Annotated in this window: 17 protein-coding genes; 7 read left to right on the plus strand and 10 right to left on the minus strand. The window is 40.6% G+C overall.

The window, feature by feature from the left end; translation table 11 throughout:
• The first annotated feature begins 1 nt into the window (after window position 1).
• The gene (gene dapC / locus AC5EUN_RS09020; protein WP_010326576.1) at window positions 2–1,171 is read left to right on the plus strand and encodes a succinyldiaminopimelate transaminase; all 1,170 of its coding nucleotides are present in this window, start codon (window positions 2–4) and stop codon (window positions 1,169–1,171) included.
• Window positions 1,172–1,229: 58 nt separating this feature from the next.
• On the opposite strand, the gene AC5EUN_RS09025 is transcribed toward dapC, so the two are convergent.
• From AC5EUN_RS09025 to msrB, 5 genes are all read right to left on the minus strand, one after another.
• The gene (locus tag AC5EUN_RS09025) at window positions 1,230–3,452 is read right to left on the minus strand and encodes a TonB-dependent receptor (RefSeq protein WP_010326575.1); all 2,223 of its coding nucleotides are present in this window, start codon (window positions 3,450–3,452) and stop codon (window positions 1,230–1,232) included.
• A gap of 169 nt (window positions 3,453–3,621) precedes the next feature.
• Window positions 3,622–4,245, minus strand: coding sequence for a LysE family translocator (locus AC5EUN_RS09030; RefSeq protein ID WP_010326574.1), 624 nt, complete (start codon window positions 4,243–4,245; stop codon window positions 3,622–3,624).
• Between the two features lie 47 nt (window positions 4,246–4,292).
• Window positions 4,293–5,144 (minus strand): AraC family transcriptional regulator, encoded by an 852-nt coding sequence (locus AC5EUN_RS09035; RefSeq protein ID WP_010326573.1) that lies wholly within the window; start codon window positions 5,142–5,144, stop codon window positions 4,293–4,295.
• 21 nt (window positions 5,145–5,165) lie between these two features.
• A complete protein-coding gene (locus AC5EUN_RS09040) occupies window positions 5,166–5,648 on the minus strand; it encodes a glutathione peroxidase (RefSeq protein ID WP_010326572.1) in 483 nt (160 codons plus the stop codon).
• Entirely contained in the window at window positions 5,645–6,064 is a 420-nt protein-coding gene (gene msrB, locus AC5EUN_RS09045) for a peptide-methionine (R)-S-oxide reductase MsrB (protein ID WP_005399615.1), read from the minus strand. The genes AC5EUN_RS09040 and msrB overlap by 4 nt, the downstream gene beginning before the upstream one ends.
• A gap of 228 nt (window positions 6,065–6,292) precedes the next feature.
• Here msrB and AC5EUN_RS09050 point away from each other — a divergent pair, with 228 nt between their 5' ends.
• The gene (locus AC5EUN_RS09050; protein WP_010326571.1) at window positions 6,293–7,723 is read left to right on the plus strand and encodes a pyridoxal phosphate-dependent aminotransferase; all 1,431 of its coding nucleotides are present in this window, start codon (window positions 6,293–6,295) and stop codon (window positions 7,721–7,723) included.
• Window positions 7,724–7,861: 138 nt separating this feature from the next.
• Window positions 7,862–8,065 carry a KTSC domain-containing protein gene (locus tag AC5EUN_RS09055; protein WP_004980128.1) on the plus strand — a complete coding sequence of 68 codons (204 nt, stop codon included), beginning with the start codon at window positions 7,862–7,864 and terminating at the stop codon, window positions 8,063–8,065.
• 25 nt (window positions 8,066–8,090) lie between these two features.
• Here AC5EUN_RS09055 and AC5EUN_RS09060 read toward each other — a convergent pair whose 3' ends face one another.
• Together AC5EUN_RS09060 and AC5EUN_RS09065 are read right to left on the minus strand one after the other, a co-directional pair.
• Entirely contained in the window at window positions 8,091–8,696 is a 606-nt protein-coding gene (locus tag AC5EUN_RS09060; protein ID WP_010326570.1) for an O-methyltransferase, read from the minus strand.
• A gap of 30 nt (window positions 8,697–8,726) precedes the next feature.
• A complete protein-coding gene (locus AC5EUN_RS09065; protein ID WP_159153753.1) occupies window positions 8,727–8,945 on the minus strand; it encodes a DUF1653 domain-containing protein in 219 nt (72 codons plus the stop codon).
• Between the two features lie 238 nt (window positions 8,946–9,183).
• Here AC5EUN_RS09065 and ahpF point away from each other — a divergent pair, with 238 nt between their 5' ends.
• The 3 genes from ahpF (at window position 9,184) to AC5EUN_RS09080 (ending at window position 12,089) form a co-directional block, all read left to right on the plus strand.
• The gene (ahpF, locus tag AC5EUN_RS09070) at window positions 9,184–10,749 is read left to right on the plus strand and encodes an alkyl hydroperoxide reductase subunit F (protein WP_010326568.1); all 1,566 of its coding nucleotides are present in this window, start codon (window positions 9,184–9,186) and stop codon (window positions 10,747–10,749) included.
• 180 nt (window positions 10,750–10,929) lie between these two features.
• A complete protein-coding gene (locus AC5EUN_RS09075; protein WP_010326567.1) occupies window positions 10,930–11,271 on the plus strand; it encodes a hypothetical protein in 342 nt (113 codons plus the stop codon).
• Between the two features lie 119 nt (window positions 11,272–11,390).
• Window positions 11,391–12,089 carry a VIT1/CCC1 transporter family protein gene (locus tag AC5EUN_RS09080; RefSeq protein WP_010326566.1) on the plus strand — a complete coding sequence of 233 codons (699 nt, stop codon included), beginning with the start codon at window positions 11,391–11,393 and terminating at the stop codon, window positions 12,087–12,089.
• Between the two features lie 287 nt (window positions 12,090–12,376).
• On the opposite strand, the gene AC5EUN_RS09085 is transcribed toward AC5EUN_RS09080, so the two are convergent.
• On the minus strand, window positions 12,377–13,153 hold the full coding sequence (locus AC5EUN_RS09085) for a TIGR03915 family putative DNA repair protein (protein WP_029575007.1): 777 nt from the start codon (window positions 13,151–13,153) through the stop codon (window positions 12,377–12,379).
• Between the two features lies 1 nt (window position 13,154).
• Window positions 13,155–14,414, minus strand: coding sequence for a putative DNA modification/repair radical SAM protein (locus tag AC5EUN_RS09090; protein ID WP_010326564.1), 1,260 nt, complete (start codon window positions 14,412–14,414; stop codon window positions 13,155–13,157).
• Between the two features lie 206 nt (window positions 14,415–14,620).
• Here AC5EUN_RS09090 and AC5EUN_RS09095 point away from each other — a divergent pair, with 206 nt between their 5' ends.
• Window positions 14,621–15,673: an NAD(P)H-dependent flavin oxidoreductase gene (locus tag AC5EUN_RS09095; RefSeq protein WP_010326563.1), complete on the plus strand. Its 1,053-nt coding sequence runs from the start codon at window positions 14,621–14,623 to the stop codon at window positions 15,671–15,673.
• A gap of 40 nt (window positions 15,674–15,713) precedes the next feature.
• On the opposite strand, the gene dusB is transcribed toward AC5EUN_RS09095, so the two are convergent.
• Window positions 15,714–16,739, minus strand: coding sequence for a tRNA dihydrouridine synthase DusB (gene dusB, locus AC5EUN_RS09100; RefSeq protein WP_004980152.1), 1,026 nt, complete (start codon window positions 16,737–16,739; stop codon window positions 15,714–15,716).
• Window positions 16,740–16,826 lie beyond the last annotated feature (87 nt).

The following is a 16,826-nucleotide window of genomic DNA, read 5'->3' on the forward strand; positions in this document are numbered from 1 at the left end:
CATGAACTCGAGTTTATCCCTTTTACACCCTTATCCTTTTGAAAAGTTGAATAAACTATTTCAGGATATTACTCCCGCAGACTTACCTCTCATTCCATTATCGATTGGTGAGCCTAAGCATCCTGCACCCGAGTTTGTGAAACAAGCCATTATCGATAATTTTCAGCATTTATCGACCTATCCAAACAGTAAAGGTATACCCGAATTACGCACCAGTATTGCAAACTGGCTAACCCGTCGTTTTCAACTCAATCAGATTAGTGTAGAAAACAATATATTACCTGTTTCTGGCACCCGTGAAGCAATCTTTTCTTTTGTACAGGCATTGGTAAATCGTGAAGATGCGCCTTATGTGGTTATGCCTAACCCGTTCTACCAAATTTATGAAGGTGCCGCTTTACTTGCTGGAGCAAAACCGTACTTTGTAAATTGCACCGAAGAAAATGGTTATCTCGGTGACTTTGATGCTGTACCTGCTGAAGTCTGGGAGAAAACTGCCCTATTATTTGTCTGTACACCAGGCAATCCGACTGGTGCTGTGTTATCAAAAGAACAATTCAAAAAATTAATCGCACTTTCAGACCAATATGGTTTTGTGATTGCATCGGATGAATGCTATTCAGAGCTTTGGTTTGATACTGCACCTGTGGGCTTACTCGAAGTTTGTGCTGAAATAGGCCGAGACGACTACAAAAACTGTGTCGTATTCCACTCACTGTCTAAGCGCTCAAACTTACCAGGTATGCGTTCTGGCTTTGTCGCGGGTGATGCAGCATTGCTCAAGCCTTATTTGCAATACCGTACGTATCATGGTGCGGCGATGCCTGTACAGCACCAATTGGCTTCGATTGCAGCATGGGATGACGAAGCGCATGTTGAAGCAAATCGTGTGCAATATCGTGCAAAATTTGATTTATTTCAAAAGGAATTGGGCCATATACTGCCCCTACAAAAACCAGATGCAGGTTTTTACTACTGGTTAAAAGTAGATAATGACGAAACTTTTGCAAAAATGCTCATGGAAAAAGCACATGTCAAAGTGCTTCCTGGACGTTATTTGTCACGCGATACTGAGCAAGGTAACCCAGGCGAAAACCATGTACGTCTTGCGCTAGTTGCAGATCTTGCACAGTGTGAACAAGTCATTGCTCGCCTTAAAGCAATTTTATAAATAAGCTCATCTAAAAAAGAAAACCTCCTATAAAGGAGGTTTTCTTTTTTTCATTCGATTAAAAATCAAATGATGCACTAAGCATAAATGTTCGCGGTAAACCAGCAACTAAATAGCCATTATTGGTGTTGCTTGTATTGTTAATATTGTCATATAGACCAACAGAACCCCAATAATCCTGATCAAATACATTATTCACAAGGAAGTTAAATGTTGTTGGGGTTTGACCAAACTGAGTTCTATAACTTGCACCTAAATCAAGCGTAGTCCAATCTTTAACTTTCAAATTATTGTCCAAGCTTGCATAAGTTGAACCTGTATAAGTCAATTGGGCATTCAAAGAAATATCTTGCGGGAGTGGTAATTTCCAATTCGTGCCTAGGTTCGCCTGAAACTTTGGAACCCCTACTTCATAATTTCCATCATAAATAGCTGAGCCAGTATTCTCTTGCGTCGCATGCATCCACGTTAAACCACCTAAAACAGTCAAGGAGTCTGTAAGCTTTCCATAACTGCTCAGTTCTAGCCCCCGATGAACGTATTCACCAGAATCACTAAATACACCATTTTGCATAATGCCACGTTGTTTATTAATATCAAATAAACTTAATGTCACCCCAAGATGGTCATTTTCATATTTGGCACCTACTTCTTTCTGTTCAGCCACAAACGGTTTAATCGATGTGGTCACCCCACCAGTTGTATTTGTTAGACCCTTCGCTAAAGATTCAATGTAGTTGGCATAAACTGAAACTTCTGGAGTAATTTTATAGGTTACTCCAAGTGCAGGCGTCCATTTACTCTCATCATATGCCCCTGTTTTCACTTGAGAATAATTATATGTATCTTGGAGAATCTGCTGATAACGCGCACCCAACATGATAATTAATTTATCATCTAATGCAGTCAGATTATCCCCAATAGCAACACTTCTTAAGCGCGTCCGAGTGGTCAATTTCGGACTATCCATATCTCCACCTGAGAATGCTGGTGTTAAAGCAGCAGGTTGGTCATGTTGAATAGGATGATAAATATTAGAGTTCAATGGATTCCCTGAATCCATAAAATAGGCATTTCTCGTATTTAGTTGAAATGCTGATCCAGAAACAACTAAATTATGTTTAATTGAACCTGTATCGAACTTTCCACGTACCCCTACCTCACCTGTATTGACCATGTCTACACGAGCATTGTCAAAACGGTAGAGTGTACTAGCACCCGTTGAAGCATTTCTTAATGTGTAGCTTGCCAGTGAGTTTTGTTCTTCGCCATGACGGAAACCATATGCTGCATATGCAGTTAGTGCATCATTAAAATCATATTCCGCACGGTAACTTCCAAAAACATTCTCTTCATTTGAATAAGACCATTTTTGAGCATAATTACTAGAACTATCAATAGCCTTTGGTACCAACGTTAACCCAGCACCCAATGTTACATTTGGTCGAGTTGCATTTAAGCGATTGTTGCTATAGCCCATATCACCCGAAAGGCGTAGGCCCTCACCACTATAATCTAGTCCAATAGCAGCAAGCCCTAATGATTTCTTTTCATCATCAACAGACGTATTTCCATCATGGTAGGCGGTGTTTACTCGTACACCAAATTGCTGATCTTTACCAAAACGTCGTGAAATATCATTTGAGATATAGCCACCATTAAAATCGGTACCCACAGTTACCCGATTTAATGGCTCATTTCCTGCTCGTTTTGGTAGAAGATTGATTGCTCCACCGATCCCACCATTACTTGGCATAGCACCGTTTAAAAACGATGAGGCACCCTTTAATACTTCCACACGCTCAAAAAGTTCTGTTGGAATATATTGACGCGGTAATATTGAATATAAACCATTATAAGCAGTGTCATCTGACCCTAAGTTAAAACCACGGATATAGTAGTTTTCTTGAAAATTACCATATCCTCGCCCAACACGTACACTCGGATCTGCTTTTAGCACATCCCCAACACTCTTTGCTTGACGCTCTTGAATATATTGATTGGTATAGCTAGTTAAATTAAATGGCGTATCAAGATTTTTTTGATTCCCAAAAATCCCAACTCGGCCGCCACTTGCAACCTGACCACCAGCGAAAGCTTCCATTAAACCATTTGCAGAAGCATCGGCACTTGCAACTATACGGATTGTTTCCAAAGCTGTAAGATTACTCGCCTGAGATGATGAGTCAGATTCAACGACTACTGGAGCTTCGGCAGCATATGAAATACTGTACCCAGATACACATGCCATCATTAACACCAATGGTTTCAGCTTAACCATTTCCTACCCTTTTTCATCAATCTAAAATTCGAGCCTGATAGTAAATGAGAATTGATCTTAGTCAAACTGATTTAATTCTCATTTAAATTGTAAATTCAAATGAGAATTAATTATTCCATTGTTATAACTTATGACGTCAGACAACTGATTGACTTTTACTTTAAGATTCTCATATTACTAGCCCATCTAATAGCAAAACGATTGCAAAAGAGGCAAAGCAGCACCCTGACATCTTATAAAGCCAATTGAGTCGCTGGGTTAAAAAATGATTCCAACGCTTCCAACTCAATAACTTAAGCAACAGCAGATTCCACATCAGAACCAGTGCCACCATCCAGAGACTCATTAAAAGCAAAGTATAAAAATCAAATTTTGAATAAACCAGCAATATCAAACTACTATAGAACATCATATTTTTAGGATTCAGCAAACTTGACTGTAAACCTTGAGTAAAACATAGAATTCTCGTTTGAGGAGGTGCAGGATCACGCGCTTGAACTTCAACACTCTCATGATGCTTATAGCGAAAACATTGCATAGACAAATACAATAAATAAGCAACACCTAATCCGCGTAGCAACAGCAGAACATAAGCATGAATATGCCCAAGCCACCCCAGTAAAGTAAAAATAAGCGCTAGAATAAAAACATTCCCAGCTACAATACCGAAAACTGTATATCGTGCCCTTCGTTGACCACTGTTTAATGCCGTCATCAGTATCAGGAAAAAATCGGGGCCAGGAGAAAGCAAAGCCACAAAATGCGTCACAGCAATAACAATAAAAAGCTCCATCACTAATCTCTCTTTAAAAGTGAGACAAGCCTAACGATGGATGAAGATCAACTCTTGGATAAAATTGCGCGATGTTGCTTTTGATAGAGCTTAGGCGTAGTGCCCGTTAAATTTTTAAAAACACGATGAAAATGACTTTGGTCACTAAAGCCCAGCGTATAACTCAGTTGCGCTATATCCATACCTTGTTTTAAAAAGGTACGTGCATCATTAATTTTATGATTCAATTGATAAGCGTGCGGCGTCATACCTAAAGACGATTTAAATAGCCGAATAATGGCATACCGACTCAACTGGACTTCTTGCGACATTTGCTCTAATGATAAAAACACATCAGCATCCTGAATCATCGATAAAAGCTGCTTAAACTCTTGCTGTGCATAGTGTTGAGGAGCAAGAAATTCTAGCTGAATATATGGAAATAAAAGCTCAGTAAGTGTTGTGATTAAGGTTTGTTCTTTTTCCCAATAAGACAGTGCAGTATCAAATAATTGACTGTTAAGACAACTGAAGTCATGATACATCTTAGGCTGTTTATACAGCACGGGTTTGAACTGCGGTATGTCTTGATAAGCATCTTTATGTGCAGTTTCTTGTAATAACTGATTCAACCAATGTGCATCTAAATGCATCATTTGGTAGCTCCAAGCCTGATCTGGAACAGGATTACACGCATGTTCTACATGTGCAGGAACCAATACCAAAGTACCAGCGTCTATTTGTTGCGTTCCACCGAAGTGGCTAGTGAAAATGCTGTTACCTTGATCCACCGTTCCAATTGAAAATGTCGGATGACTATGGGCTTTATAACAAGCACGACTTGCACATGCCCGACGTGTTTCCACATAAGGCATGTGTGGGTCACTCCAAAATTCAACTAAAGCACCTTGCTCTTTCATCACTGACGATACATCAACCGATTATTGTTGTAATGCTTTTTCAATATCTGCCTGAATGGCTTCAGGCTTGGTGGTTGGCGCATAACGATTAATTACTTTGCCATCTTTACCAATCAAGAATTTTGTAAAATTCCACTTAATGCCGCTGCCGAGAATCCCTTTGCTGTTATTGGTTAAATAACGGAATATGGCGTGGGCTTCAGGGCCTTTAACATCAACTTTGGAAAACATGGGAAAAGTCACCCCATAGTTTTTCTGACAATACGTTCCTATTTGCTCATTGCTACCCGGATCTTGCCCCCCAAACTGATTACAAGGGAAGCCTAACACCTCAAACCCTTGTGCATGATATTGCTCGTAAATTTTTTCTAATCCCGCAAATTGTGGTGTAAACCCACATTTACTGGCCGTATTGACGATGAGCAGCACTTCGCCCTCATAGTCAGCAAAGGCTTTATTTTTTCCATCTAACAATTCCGCTTCAAACTGATAAATGTTGGTCATGGATAAGTATCCTCATCACTTTTTTCTTGTGTTTCTAGTTCTAATGAAGCCGAGTTTACACAGTAACGTAAACCTGTAGGCTCAGGTCCATCTGTAAAAACATGGCCTAAATGAGCATCACAGTGATGACATACAATTTCGGTACGCACCATGCCATGTGTTGTATCTTGATGCTCTTCTATCACAGTCGTATTGAGTGGCTTATAAAAACTTGGCCAGCCGCAACCACTGTCATATTTATTTTCAGAATTAAATAATGGCGTACCACAGCAGCGACATACATAAGTGCCGGCTTGTTTAGTATTCCAATATTTCCCCGTAAAGGCTGGTTCCGTCCCCTTTTGTCGCGTAATGCGAAATTCGTCAGGTGATAACTCTCTTTGCCATTCTCGGTCTGTTTTATTGAGTTTTCCCATGATCACGTCCCTTTCTATCTTGCTATTTAAAATAGGATAATCCTATATTTACGTGATTCAACTTAAAATTTCTAGTGTTTAGTTCACAATTTACAAAAGACCTATAATTCCAATAAAAGCAAAAAGAAAGCAATTAATAAAAATGGTAAGCAATTTATTTTCTTAAATGCTTTTTTGTGAGCAAATTTAGTGTTAGTCTTATTGACATTCTTGCTCAGGATTAAAAAAATGTCGCAAAAAAAGAGCGTTATTTTTAAACATCTACTGCCTGTGATTAAACAATATCAACAGGTGGGTTTTACGCATGAAAAAATTGTTGCTTTACTCAGAGATGAACATGATCTCGACCTGGTGACAACTGAAACATTTAAAAGCTATTTATACCGTTATGCAAAAGTGACCTCCACTCTTTCCGAGAACATCAAAATGCCGAACACTCTCCAAACCCCACGCGAAATAAAAAAATCGTCTAAGCTCGAGCATGTATGCTACGACATCCGTGGACCAGTGTTACGAGCGGCCAATGAAATGGAAGAAGCCGGCCATAAGATTATCAAACTCAACATTGGTAACCCTGCACCGTTTGGTTTTGAAGCTCCTCAAGAAATTATTAATGATGTGGCTTTAAACCTGCCAAATGCAGTGGGTTATACCGACTCAAAAGGGATTTTCCCTGCGCGTAAAGCCATCTGTCAGTACTATCAGCAAAAAGGCATCTTAGATATGCATGTCAATGACGTGTATATCGGAAATGGTGTCTCTGAATTGATTATGATGGCCATGCAAGGCTTGTTAGATGATGGTGACGAGATGCTCGTGCCAATGCCTGACTACCCCCTTTGGACGGCTGCGGTAAATCTTTCAGGCGGTACAGCTATTCATTATAAATGTGATGAAGAAAACTTTTGGTATCCCGATATTACGGATATGGAGAGTAAAATCACACCACGTACCCGTGGTATCGTGATTATCAATCCAAACAACCCAACAGGTGCAGTTTATCCACGCCATGTACTTGAGCAAATCGTCGCATTGGCTAAAAAGCATGATTTGATTTTGTTTGCAGATGAAATTTACGACAAAATCGTTTATGACGGTATTGAACATGTTTCTGTAGCAGCATTAGCTGGTGACCAACTCTGTATCTCTTTCAATGGTTTATCTAAAGCATACCGTATTGCGGGTTACCGTTCAGGCTGGATGGCAATCACAGGCGATAAGTCTCGTGCAGTCGACTATATTGAAGGTCTAGACATGCTCGCTTCTATGCGTTTGTGTGCTAACCACCAAGCTCAGTATGCCATTCAAACTGCTTTAGGCGGCTACCAGTCAATCAATGATTTAATTCGCCCAGGTGGTCGTTTATACGAACAGCGTAATATCGCTTGGCAAATGTTGAATGACATTCCAGGCGTATCGTGTGTTAAACCTGAAGGCGCAATGTATTGCTTCCCGAAATTGGACCCAGAAATCTATCCAGTTCAAGATGACGAAAAACTGATGCTTGATCTACTTCGTGCGGAAAAAGTACTTCTGGTTCAAGGCACAGGCTTTAACTGGCCAACACCAGATCATTTCCGTGTGGTGTTCTTACCTGCTGAAAATGAACTACGTGAAGCTATTACCCGAGTAGGTCGTTTCCTTGCGAAAATGCGTTAATTGATCACTTAAAAAAGCCGTACTTTATGTACGGTTTTTTATTTACAAAACTGTAATACTTCACTTTTTAAGTTTGGCATAAGTTTAAATTAAGCAGCCACATTGCTGTGATTCCATGTAAATGATGGGGAGTCGCTTATGGGGACAATTGCGGTAACATCTTGGAAATACAATGCTTCCACACGCTATTTAAAAATTTTCTATGCCGATGGTTCAGGCGAGCTGTACCACCCTGTGCCTGAATTTATTTATAACAACTTAGTTCGATGTAATAATAAAACAGCTTTTGTTCATAAATATTTAGAATATGATTTGCACTTTACGCGCTTAAGTATTCATTAATTTTTGAATCTCAAACAATCAGGATTTATCCTGATTGTTTTTCATGATCCCACGTCACCACCAACAAGCCGGCACCAATCGCTAATGTAGACAGGTTAAACTGCTCGTCCTGCTGAATAATCGCGATGAAGTCCGTGACTTGATCTGCATGCGATAGAACATTATCAACCACCAAAACTCCGCGTGAAACACACATTAGTCGTTTCAAATCTGGCCAATAGTCGACATAAGCATCACGTTCAGCATCTAGCAATATAAAATCAAAGATGGCTTGCGACTGCTTCAAATATTCAGCTGCATCACCCACCCAAAACTCAACACCATTGGATAAATTGAAATCCGCAAGATGGCTAGCGGCTTGTTGACTTCTCCCAGCATCAATTTCTAAAGTGGTTAATCGAGCATTCACTTGTTGCGCTGCATAAGCCAACCATAAGGTTGAGTAACCTGTTGATGTTCCTATTTCTAATATCTGCTGAGGCTGCTGAATATGAACCAGTTGCGCCAAAAATTGTGCAGACTCAGGCTCAATATTGCGAAAGCGCGCAATACGATCTGCTTGCGTACTGTCATGTTCTTGAAAGCGTTGATATAAAGCCGATACTTTACTCAAAAATTCTGCATGCATCATCAAATCCCCCTCTACTTTACTTAGCTTCGTTTATACTTCTTGAATCAGCTTAAAGCGCTCAACTTCACGGTCATCTTCTAGCATTACCGTTTCAGTAAACATGACAAGTGGACGTACCCAAATCGAGTAATCACCATATAAACACTGATAAACCACCAGTTTTTCTTCGGTTTCACTATGTGTCGCTACATGTAAAACTTGATACAGTTGCCCTTTACAATGCTGATAGATACCGCGCTGTAATTGCATCGCTTGCTTCCCTATTTTTTAACTGTCTCGATCATACCTAATTTATACGGCTTAAACTGCAAATCACTTGAAGAATCATTTAAATCCCCCATATAGCTTTATGAAATGATTGAAGAAAACATCTTTAAATCTATAAAACCGATTATTAAAATAAAAACAAACTGTTTTATCTATTTTTAGATTTACTCTATGATTCTTCTATCAAATAATTTTACAGACTGCTTTGGAGAGCTTAACAATGTTAGATCAAAATACTTCAGCTCAATTAAAAACACTTCTTGAACGCCTAGAAGGTCCGATTGAATTGGTTGCGACTTTGAACCGTTCTGAGAAATCAGACAAAATTAAAGAATTGGTTGAAGAAGTTGCAGCACTGTCTCCACTGGTGACTGCACGTTTTGATGGTCAAAACTCACGTGCACCTAGCTTTGGTGTAGCAAAAGCCGGTGAACAACCACGTGTGTTCTTTGCGGGTTTACCGATGGGACATGAGTTTACCTCTTTGATCTTGGCATTGTTACAGACCTCAGGTTATGCACCCAAAGTATCTGATGAAGTTTTGGCCTCAATCAAAGCTTTGGGCATCCAGTCTGACTTTGACGTATTTGTCTCTTTAAGCTGTCATAACTGCCCAGACGTGGTGCAAGCGTTGAACCTGATTGCCATTTACAATCCGGGCACGACAGCAACCATGATTGATGGTGCATTCTTCCAAGACGAAGTCGAAGAGCGCAAAATTATGGCTGTACCGATGGTGTTCCAAGACAATAACCATATCGGTCAAGGCCGTATGACCTTGGAAGAAATTATTGCCAAACTGGATACCAATTCCGCTGCCAAAGAAGCTGAAAAACTCAATGCCAAAGATGCTTTTGATGTTTTAGTGATTGGTGGTGGCCCTGCAGGAAATACCTCTGCCATCTACGCAGCACGTAAAGGCATTAAAACAGGGATCGTGGCTGAACGTATGGGTGGTCAAGTCATGGATACCATGGACATTGAAAACTATACCTCGATTCAAAAGACTCAAGGGCCGAAGTTTGCTGCTGAAATGGAAGCACATGTACGTGAGTACGGTGTGGACATCATGAACTTACAACGTGTTTCTAACATCAAAGGTGCGGATGAGACAGCAAATGGCTTGGTTGAAGTCACTTTAGAAAATGGTGCGAAGCTTGAATCTAAAACAGTGATTCTTTCAACAGGTGCACGTTGGAGAGAAATGAATGTGCCAGGCGAAGCAGAATACCGCACTCGTGGTGTTGCTTACTGTCCACACTGTGATGGTCCACTGTTTAAAGGCAAACGTGTAGCAGTAATTGGCGGGGGGAACTCAGGTGTCGAAGCTGCGATTGATCTTGCTGGGATTGTTGAACATGTAACTTTGGTTGAGTTTGATACCAAACTACGTGCCGACCAAGTGTTGCAAGACAAATTGCATAGCTTGCCTAACACTACGGTGATCCTGAATGCACTCTCGACCGAAGTTGTGGGTGATGGTTCACAAGTGACGGCATTGAAATATAAAGACCGTGCAACTGATGTAGAACATACGGTTGAGCTTGCAGGAATCTTTGTGCAAATTGGTTTATTACCAAACACTGATTTCTTAAAAGAGACTGCTGTTGAGCTTTCAAACCGTAATGAGATTATGATTAACGATCGCAACGAAACCAATGTCAAAGGTGTATTTGCCGCAGGTGACTGTACGACTGTGCCATACAAGCAAATCATCATTGCCACAGGTGAAGGCGCGAAAGCATCTCTATCTGCTTTTGATTATATTATTCGTTCTGGCGTGTAATCCTCTCAGACGCCTCCCTGCTAAAGGCTTATAGGTAACTCAGCTTATAAGCCTTTTTATCACGCTGTTTTTTATAAAAAATTACATTTTTTTAACAATAATGCAGTCTGCTTTACATTCAAAGTAGATTATATTTTGCCCAACCCCTACTTTTGGGTATAAAACGAAAAGGATATGAAAATGAATAAATTACTTATTGCTTTAGGTCTTGCTGCTGCTGTTGTTTTAGTGGGTTGTTCAAAAGAAAAAGCACCTGAAACAGGTGCAACGACAGGTGAACACCTTGAAAATGCTGCTGAACAAGCAGGTCATGACATTAACCAAGCTGCAAGTGAAGCTGTATCTGACACTCAAAAAGCTGCAGATGAAGCATCTGCAAAAATTGGTGCTGCCGCTGACGAAGCTGCTGCGAAAACTGAAGCTGCTGCTGAAGATGTTAAAAATGCCTCTAAAGAAGCAACAGCTCATGTTGCTGGCGCCGTAGAACAAGGTGCTGCTGATGTGAAAGAAAAAGCGCAATAATATTTCTAAACTCAAAAAAGCCTCCCACTCGGAGGCTTTTTTATGGGCTGTGCTATAGTAGATGAAACGTGCATTATTAAATAAATCATAACTTTAAAATTTGAGGATGATCTATCGTCATGTCCTATTCTCACCATGTTGAACCTCATTTAATTCATCGTACTGGTTGGCTACGTGCAGCGGTTTTGGGTGCCAATGACGGCATCATTTCAGTGACCAGTTTGATTATGGGGATGGCGGCCAGTGGCGCAACCAGCCATACCTTACTCATCACATGTATTGCAGGGCTCATTTCAGGTGCAAGCTCTATGGCTGCGGGCGAGTATATTTCGGTGAAGTCTCAATCGGATATTGAAGAAGCCGATTTAAAACATGAAGCTAGGGAATTAGATAAAAACCCGCACTTAGAACTTAAAGAACTGACTCAAATTTATATACAACGTGGACTAGAACCCGAGCTAGCACATGAAGTCGCGGTGCAACTCAGCGCACATGATGCACTGTCTGCACATGCCCGTGATGAAATAGGCATCCATGAAAATACCAGTGCCAAGCCACTTGAAGCCGCGGGTTCTTCTGCCCTCGCCTTTTCACTAGGTGCTCTGTTTCCTATGCTGGCCATTCTCTTAAGCCCTCAAGGTTATCTAACTCAGTCAGTTGCTCTTACAGGGGTACTATCGTTGTTCGGTTTAGGCGCTTTATCAAGTTACTTTTCTGGGACATCTATGTGGAAAGGTGCATTTCGTGTGACGCTATGGGGGATTTTCGCGATGCTGTTTGCCAGTTGGATTGGCTCCCTATTTAATGTGCATGTTTAACGTCAACAACACGATAAGCGTTAACAATCTACCTATTAAAAATGTAAAAAGCCCATGGATTGAATGGGCTTTTTACTATTTACAGCATCATTTATCATCAACTTTAAGCTTGCACATTTTTCTCTGAGCCACTACTCAAATGCACTATTACTGATGGTTGTGCTTCAAGTCTACAGGTGCAACAGCTTATTTTTTTAATTAATATGAATTGTTTAACGTCTGTTCTCCTTCCCATAGCGGCCTAAAACATCATAGAAATGATGAGTCAACGCCATACTTGCATCTCGCTAGATTGTTTTTTCATTCATATAACGCCAGTAGCGTTTAGGAACATATTGCACATGTAGTTTGATATTTGTTCTTGCCTTGATGTTGATACTTTTAAAATAATCTTTCCATAACTGGTCATACAACAGCTCATCATCATCTAATTCAACATTAAAGGACTGACTGTGTCCGACTTTGTGTGCATGATCAATTTGATCCACATCCATCTTCACCTGATGGACGGCTGTCAAATCAAAATAAATCCCAAAATTTCTTTTCTCATCATAAATCAACCATCTTTGATCTTCATATCGGTTTCTAAAATGCCGTTCTATCAACGGTAAAACATTAAAATCTGGCTGTACCAGACTTAAAAACAATCCATCCTTACATTTTTTAAAGCGAACAAAAGCTTCCATACGATGCTTTTCCCTGCCCACTTGTTTGGCCCAGTGCGAAACAGCCAATACATCCGTATGCGCATAGTTACGATCTACCGCATGTGTATTTTTAAATACATAGATACAGAAATTAAAAAGATGTTGATGTGCCTGTTCCTGCTCAGACAGAAAGCAATAATAAAAAGATCGTAGACTTTCAGCCGTAATTTTTTGCTTTAACCCTCGCCAAACTCGCTCTGCGTGTTCGTCATTTGAAGCAACCTCAATACACTCATCAAACAAGCTGGCTTGGGAATTGTTAGATGCAAGCTTGACGTCAAAATCTTTAAACTGAAAGCTTCTATATACACAACTCAGTAGTCCAGTCATGGTTCGATCAAAACGATATATCGACATACTAAAAACCGAAGCCCAGTTGAGGCGAAAGCTGTTTTTGATATTTGGATTGCCCCGATTGCAAAATATGCTGCCGAATCTGGTTCGCTTGTTGTTCTTTTTTAAACTTTGGCGTATCTGCACAGCGAATAAAATGCTGTGCCCGATTGTAAGCAATGCCCATACGCTTTAGTTGATCGATATGAATTTGCCCAAAACGACGAGCTTGCACAATTTTTTTAGCCGATTGAACACCTATACCCGGAACACGTAAAATCATACGATAGTCTGCATGTTGAATATCAACAGGAAAATGCTCAGGGTTACGTAATGCCCAACTTAGCTTCGGGTCGATGTCCAAATCTAAATTCGGATGCTGATCATTCACAATTTCCTGCGCATCAAAACCATAGAAACGCATGAGCCAATCCGACTGATACAGCCGATTTTCTCTTAATAATGGCGGTGCAGAACCCACGACAGGAAGCATTTTTTCCTGTTCATTGATTGGGATATAGCCTGAAAAATACACCCGTTTGAGCTGATACACTTTGTAATGATGATCTGCCATTAAAATAATATCTTTGTCTGTTTCTTGATGTGCGCCCACCACCATCTGAGTGGTTTGTCCAGCGGGTACAAACTTCGGCACATGTTGAATCACACGCCGCTCATCCGTCAACTGAATTAAGCGATCGCGTACAATACCTAAATCCTTTTGTACTTCTGCATGCGATTTTTCTGGTGCAAACTGTTTTAAACCAACTTCTGTCGGCATTTCCAAGTTAATACTCATGCGGTCTACATATAAGCCCGCCTCGGTAATAATCTCTTGGGAAGCACCAGGTATCGTTTTTAGGTGAATATAACCATTAAAGTTTTCTTCAAGACGTAACTTTTTCACCACTTGCAGCATTCGCTCCATAGTGAAATCAGCTGATTTAAAAATACCTGAACTGAGAAATAACCCTTCAATATAATTGCGGCGGTAAAAGTTGATGGTTAAATCCACCACTTCTTGTACAGTAAAAGCGGCTCGCTTGACATCGTTAGAGCGTCTAGAAACACAGTAGGAACAATCAAAAATACAGACATTTGAAAATAGAATTTTAAGCAATGAAACACAGCGACCATCTTCTGTATAACTATGACAAATACCGTTTCCTGTATTTCCCAAACCTTGGTTTTTGTTTTTACGATTGCTACCACTGGACGAACAGGACACGTCATATTTAGCTGCATCAGCTAGAATCTGTAGCTTTTCGCGGATACGATCGGTCATGACGATCCTCGGTAAAATCTAAAATAAAAGTATAAAAAATTTCAGACTAAAAGCATTGCCAATACACATACCCAACGACATGACTTGTCGCTAAAAACCGAAAAATAAACGTGATTGATTTAGATATTTTTCGAGAAAATACTGAATATTATTTGCCAAATTTGCAGTGCTTGGGCAAAGTGTCTATATGTAAAAGGAGCAAGTACATGTCTTTATTATTAGAACGTCTTGAAATTAAACATCCTATCTTCCTTGCACCGATGGCTGGTGTTTCTACACCAGAGCTTGCGGCAGAGGTTTCAAATCAAGGCGGGCTAGGCTCACTTGGATTAGGTGCAAACACCGCAGAAACCGCACGTAGCCAAATTTTAAAAACCCAAGCACTGACCGAACAACCTTTTCAAGTTAATTTTTTCTGTCATCAAAGTATCGAACTTGATCCAACTATCGCACAAACATGGATTGATTTTTTAAGACCTCATTTTGAACAATACGATGCAGAACCACCTACTCAACTGCACTGTATTTATCCTAGCTTTTTGGACAATGATGACTTTTTAAATGTCGTACTTGAAACTCGCCCTAAAGCCGTCAGTTTTCACTTCGGTATTCCGCATCCGCACCAAATACAGGCGCTAAAAGACGCTGGCATTTTAACCATGGTTTCTGCAACCAACTTAGCGGAAGCACGAGCCATTGAAGCAGCAGGGATTGATTTTATTATTGCTCAAGGCATAGAAGGAGGTGGACACCGCGGGATTTTTAATGAACATTTTGATAGCGCATTACGTACGATCGACCTCGTACAACTTCTGACGCAGCACTGTCGGTGCCCGATTATTGCTGCAGGTGGCATTATGAATGGTACACAGGCTCAGCAGATGTTAAGCCTCGGTGCGAGTGCGGTACAGTTGGGGACAGCTTTCGTACAATGCAAAACATCGAATGCCAATGAGGCCTACCGTCATGCACTTTTCCATGAGCACATCACACAAATAAGTGCCAGTATTTCAGGTCGCCCTGCTCGCGGTTTACTGGGTCACTGGCATACTCAAATTGATTTACCGAACCGCCCTGCTGTTGCTGCTTATCCGTACTGTTATGATCTTGGAAAACAATTACATGCCGCAGCGACCAAACAAGGCGATCAAGGCTTTGGTGCATTTTGGGCAGGCACGAATGTTTCGCAAATTCGTGCCATGGAAGCCCCTGACTTAATTAACCAACTGTTGGTTGAAATGCAACAAGTCAGCTATTAAGTCATATTATTCACTTAAAGCTCCATAAATCGAGCTTTATTTATTTAGTTTCCAATAAATTGACCTGTTCAACCTGTACGTCATTCATGGTTTCACCATGAATGAGTAATTGGTCAAAGTAGTCTGCGACCACTTTAAATTGTTCAGTAGTACTTTCCACTTTGTACATGTTCTGACGAAACTCATTACTTGAACGTAAACCTTTGGTGTACCAAGCAATATGTTTACGTGCAATTCGGCAGCCCGAATATTCCCCATAAAATGCATACAGTTCGGCAAGATGTCCAAGTAGAACTTCTTTTACTTCTTGAATGCTTGGTGCAGCCAAATGTTCACCTGTTTCCAAATAATGTGCGATTTCACGAAATATCCATGGACGCCCTTGCGCAGCGCGACCAATCATAATTGCATCTGCACCGGTATAATCGAGTACATATTTCGCTTTTTCTGGACTATCAATATCCCCATTGGCAACCACTGGTATACGAATCAGCTGTTTTACTTCTTTAATTAAATCATAACGAGCCGTATTCAAATACATGTCTTCACGGGTCCGCCCATGCAATGCTAACGCAGCAATACCCGCCTCTTCCGCTCGTTTCGCTACACGCAAGATATTTTCATGACCATTTAAGAAACCCAACCGTGTTTTAAGTGTGACAGGTACATCAACTGCAGCCACAACTTCATCCAAAATTCGAGCCACCAAGTCTTCATCTTTTAAAAGTGCAGAACCCGCCAGCTTATTACAGACTTTCTTGGCAGGACACCCCATATTAATGTCCACAATTTGAGCACCATTTGAGACCTGATATCGTGCAGCTTCCGCTAACTCTTTGGGATCTGATCCTGCAATTTGCGCTGAAATAGGCGCCAATTCACCATCAAAATTAGCACGATATAGGCTTTTTTTACTCATCCGTAACGTTTGGTCTGATGTCATCATTTCACTGACAGCATGCCCTGCACCAAAGTATTTGCACAGAGACCTAAATGGACGGTCAGTTACGCCTGCCATCGGAGCCACAATCAAATTATTTGACAGTTGATACGGACCAATATACATATGAATTCATCACTTTTTCGACCGGCACAGTATACTGCATCTACACTTTCAGCTCATCTTTTATCATGTGTTCTGTGACTACGAAAT

Source organism: Acinetobacter sp. CAU_H_S170_2, assembly GCF_058890445.1.